Genomic DNA, 4,630 nt, shown 5'->3' with positions numbered 1-4,630 from the left:
CCACCACCCGAGCGCGCAGGCCCGCCCCCGCGCGGAGACGCACGGTCACCCAACCGTCATCCTGATCCCCGGCGTCCTCTGCGATCCCGGCCTCGCCCGGCCCGGTCACATCCCGACCGGTCCCGCCCGGCCCGCTCTCGGTCAGCCCCACCACGTGCGCACCGGTCCGCACGGTCGCGCCGGCCGCAGCCGCCGCGGCCAGGAGAGCGGCGTCCAGATCGGATCGCATCACCATCGACATCCAGGGACGGCCGCCGGACCGGCCGCGGGTGACCTCGAAGCGGCCGTCCCAGGTCATCGTCAGCGAGCTGACGCTGGCTCGGACCAGACCGGTCAGTTCGGTGCCGAGATAATCCGCCGAAAGGCCGACCAGGCCGCCACCGCAGGTCTTGTAGCGAGGTACCGCCGAGCGTTCGAGCACGCACACCCGGGCCCCGGCGTTCGCCGCCGCCCGCGCCGCGCTGCCACCGGCCGGGCCCGCCCCGACGACAATGACGTCAAAGGTGTTCTCCGGATCGTCAACCCTGCTCACGGCGCTTCATCCTCCCGGACACCGCACCCCCACCCCGACACCGCACCCCACCCCGACACCGCGGTCTGGCGCCGACGCCGTCAGCGCAGGGTGAGGCTGCGTCCAACAAGACCCGCCCGCACCCGGCGTTCGTGTGCGGTCAGTGCCGTGGTGTCGGCCAGTGCCCGTTGATAGGCCACCCGCAGCGCGGCGGCCGGCTCCTCACAGCGGTCCGCCTCGCTTCCGGGCGCGAGATCCCAGACGGGAACGACGAGCCCGTCGGCGCGGAAGAACCCGATGAACCTGGAGCCCTCCCCCACCGTGAGACGTTCGGCCGCAGCCAGGCGAGCCAGCGCATCCAGCAACGCCTCCTCGGTGGGGGCGACGTCGGCGCCCGCGCCGATGGGAGCGACCGCCTCGGCCTCGGAGCCGGTGCCCGCCGCAGTACCCGCCGCGCCCAGCCAGGCCAGCGGAAGCGCCCACCGCAGGTGCCAGCGGTCACCGGGGTGGCACCAGTAGGCAGCCGGCACCGAGGTGAGCCGGACGGTGGGCACCACGGTGGCGTTGGCGCGCTCCAGCATCACCGCCACCTCCTGGTTCGGACCGCTCTCCTCGTCCGACGGTGGCAGCCACCATCCGAACCCGGAATGAACGGTGATGCCCAGGGGTGCCGGGTCCAGCAGGTCGGTGAGCCGGGGCAACCCGGCGAGTCCCGCGGGCAGTTGTTCCACGAGGCGCGGCGCGGAGGCAGGCGGGATGTCGATCACACTCCCCGGCTCAGCGGCGAGTGCGGCGAGCAGGGCACCGGCGACATCCCGCGATGCGTCCAGACCCGGAAGGGCGATCTGCAGGGCGACCAGGATTTCGCCGTCCTCGCGCACCAGGGCGGGGGCGGCCTGCGGCAGCATCGTGCAGAGCGTGATGCGCCGGTCGGCGTGCTCAGGATGGTCGGCGAGGTAGGCCGCCGCCAGGGTCAGCGGCGCGGTGGCGCTGGGCACCAGCTCCCGCAGGGCGACCAGGTCCGGCTCGTCGCGGCGGCCCGCGAACGGGCGCAGCACGGGAGCCGGCCGGTTCCGCTCGCCGTGGCACGCCTTGTAACGACGGCCCGACCCGCAGGGACAGGGTTCCCGCGGTCCGACGGCGGGGATGGCCCCATCGGATCCGTGGACAGACGGGCGGCGACGGCTCCGTGCGGCTCCCCCGCCAGAGCCGGGCGTGGCGACTCGTGCCGGGCGGGTGCCGGGACGCTGGGGTGCGGGTCGGCGAGCGATCACGACCTCCTGGGGTAGAGGCCGTCACGCGCGGTCATGGACTTCCTGCGGGTAAGGCTAAGCCATGGTCGGCGGATGACGAGGGTGCCGGGTGGCGGCCGCGCCCGTGGCACACACCACCGCTCCCGTCGCGGGAGCGGGCCCCGTCGTAGGAGCGGGCCGACGGAGAGCCGACAGCCGACAGATCCGGTCGACGACAGATGCATCCCCGGCATCTCGGGCGCCCATTCAGGGATAACCCTCTTCCACGGCAGGGACTATCCCGTCACTGCGGAACCATTACCACGGATACCGCACGCGGCCCCCTCCTCAATGGGCACGATGAACACAGCCGTTCGGCGGACGGGCCCTGGCGGGACTGATGGCGAGCATCATCGACGCTCGTCCGCAAGCCACCGTCACCGTGGCGGCACATCCAGGAAGACGACGCCGCGGGAACCGGTGAAAGGCCGCTCGACAGGCGGCGCCCGCGGCATTCATCTCGATATATGGGGGGTCGGTGGCGAAGGTCGTCGTTGCCGGCGGGGGCATTGCTGGGATCGCCTGCGCCAGCACACTGCTAGCCGAGGGAATCACCGTGGATGTCCGTGACCGGGGCCGCGTGATCGGCGGACGGATGGCCTCACGGTGGATAGACGGGCGCATCGTGGACTCCGGCGCGTCGTACTTCACCGCCACCTCGCCGGAGTTCCGCGAAGTCGTGGACGATTGGTTCATCCGTGGCCTGGTACGCCCCTGGACGCACCGAATGTCGGTAATCAGTGGGCCGACCGCCACCTTGGCCGAGCCGCGTTCCGGCCCGCTGCGGTACGCCGCCCCACGCGGGCTGCGTTCCCTGGTCGCCGACCTCGCGTCCCGCGCCGGGGTGCAGGTCGCGCAGTCCACGCCGATCCGCCGGATCACCCCGGGTCCCCGCGTCGACGACGAGGCCGCCGACGCGGTGGTCCTCGCGATGCCCGACCCGCAGGCGCTGCGCCATCTCGACCCGGCCTGCACCGAGGAGCGGGCGCAGCTCGCCGGCTGGCCCTACCGGTGCTGGGCACCGATCGACGGAGCCTTCGTCCACGACGACGATACGATCGCCTGGATCGCCGACGACGGCCGTCGCCGGGGTGACAGTGCCGCCGTCCTGGTCGCCCACTCGACGCCGGATTTCGCGCGGGCGCGGCTGGCCGACCCCGCGGCGGCCGGGCCCGATCTCGTCGCGGCACTACGGCGCCTGCTCACCATCACGGTGCAACCCAGTTGGACGTACGTGCAAAGGTGGACCTTCGCCCGCCCGGACCGTCCGCACGAACAGCCGTACTACCTGTCCGGCAGTGGGATCGGGCTCGCCGGCGACGGCTGGGGAACACCGAAGATCGAGAATGCCTGACACTCGGGCACCGAGCTGGGCCGAGCCCTCGCCGCCCGATTGAGATAACCGATTGCGATAACCTATCGCAATAACCGATTACGATGACCGATGGCATGTGACCGGATCGAGCCTGCGCCGGCGTAGGTCGTTCGGTTGATGATGCGTGACGCGGGTACACCCTCCGGCATGGAGATCAAAGTAAGCCTGTCGTTGCCCCACGATGAGATCTCCATACCCGTAGTTCGACGTATCTGCACGCAGTCCCTGAAAGTCCTGGGCGTCAGCCAAGAATGCATTTACGATGTTGAACTTGCATTGACAGAAGCGTGCGACAATGTTCTTCTACATGCCCATGACAGCGACGAGTACGAGGTTTTGGTGGGAGTGGACAACGAAGTCGCCATCATCGAGGTGAGCGATCGCGGCGACGGTTTCGACGGCATGGATAATCTCGATCGGACGGCCCGCCAGAACAGCGATTTCCCCAGGCCGGAAAATGTTCCCGAGCAAGGCCGTGGCATCTTTCTCATGCGCGCTCTGATGGACCGGGTGCAGTTCCACCAGGTGGACGGCCCCCATCGGGGCACCCGCGTGCATCTGGAGAAGACTCTCACCTGGGAGGAGATCGCTCCCGGGGAGCGGCTGAGCCGGGCGCGGACGGGGCCCTGGCCCGCTGCCCGCCCGGAGGTGGCCGAGGGCATCCATCCGGTCTGACGTCTCCCGCCGTCCCCCGCCGACTCCCTTCGTCGATCGGCCGACTCCCTTCCTCGACCGGCCGCCCCACAATCCGACCGGCTACGCTGACGGGAGTGGACTCCGAGGGATCTGGGCGGGTATCGCGATGGGTGTGGTAGTGACCGAGGCGGCCCCGCCCGCCCGGATCGGGATCGTCACCTTCCCCGGCTCCCTCGACGACCGGGACACGGCGCTCGCAGTGCGGGCCGCCGGTGCCGAACCGGTCTCCCTCTGGCATGGCGACAGCGATCTCGCCGGCGTCAATGCCGTCATCCTGCCCGGCGGATTCTCCTACGGTGACTACCTGCGCGCCGGTGCGATAGCCCGGTTCTCGCCCATGGTGGCGGCCCTCGTCCCGGCGGCCCGCGCGGGCCTGCCGATTCTCGGCATCTGCAACGGGTTTCAGGTGCTCTGCGAGGCCGGCCTGCTCCCCGGGGCATTGACTCGCAACGTGGGACTGCACTTCGTCTGCCGCGACCAGCGGTTGCGGGTCGAGGCGCCGGGCACTGCCTGGACCCGCGGCTACCAGGACGGCGAGGAGATCGTCATCCCGGTGAAGCACGGGGATGGTCGCTATGTCGCGGCCCCGGGCGTGCTCGCCGAACTCGAGGCGGCCGGGCGGGTTGTGGTGCGCTACGTCGGCGGGAATCCCAACGGGTCGGCCGCCGACATCGCCGGGATCTGTAACGAGAGCCGGACGATCGTGGGCCTGATGCCGCATCCCGAGCACGCTGTTGACGACCTCACCGGCCCTGG

5 protein-coding genes are annotated in these 4,630 nt (G+C 70.7%); 3 read left to right on the top strand and 2 right to left on the bottom strand.

Annotated features, from left to right (window positions below):
* Both ACY45C_RS03030 and ACY45C_RS03025 read right to left on the bottom strand, forming a co-directional pair.
* Positions 1-532 (bottom strand): FAD-dependent monooxygenase (locus ACY45C_RS03030; RefSeq protein WP_462186135.1); only part of this gene is annotated, 532 nt, incomplete at its 3' end.
* Between the two features lie 80 nt (positions 533-612).
* On the bottom strand, positions 613-1,785 hold the full coding sequence (locus ACY45C_RS03025) for a DUF5926 family protein (RefSeq protein WP_462186134.1): 1,173 nt from the start codon (positions 1,783-1,785) through the stop codon (positions 613-615).
* Between the two features lie 496 nt (positions 1,786-2,281).
* Here ACY45C_RS03025 and ACY45C_RS03020 point away from each other — a divergent pair, with 496 nt between their 5' ends.
* The 3 genes from ACY45C_RS03020 to purQ all read left to right on the top strand — a co-directional run.
* Positions 2,282-3,157, top strand: coding sequence for an NAD(P)/FAD-dependent oxidoreductase (locus ACY45C_RS03020; RefSeq protein WP_462186133.1), 876 nt, complete (start codon positions 2,282-2,284; stop codon positions 3,155-3,157).
* 138 nt (positions 3,158-3,295) lie between these two features.
* On the top strand, positions 3,296-3,853 hold the full coding sequence (locus tag ACY45C_RS03015; protein WP_462186132.1) for an ATP-binding protein: 558 nt from the start codon (positions 3,296-3,298) through the stop codon (positions 3,851-3,853).
* 127 nt (positions 3,854-3,980) lie between these two features.
* A partial coding sequence (gene purQ / locus ACY45C_RS03010) for a phosphoribosylformylglycinamidine synthase subunit PurQ (RefSeq protein ID WP_462186131.1) occupies positions 3,981-4,630 on the top strand: 650 nt, incomplete at its 3' end.

It is taken from the genome of Frankia sp. CcWB2, from assembly GCF_977927585.1.
This window is presented reverse-complemented; position numbering and strand designations above follow the sequence as displayed.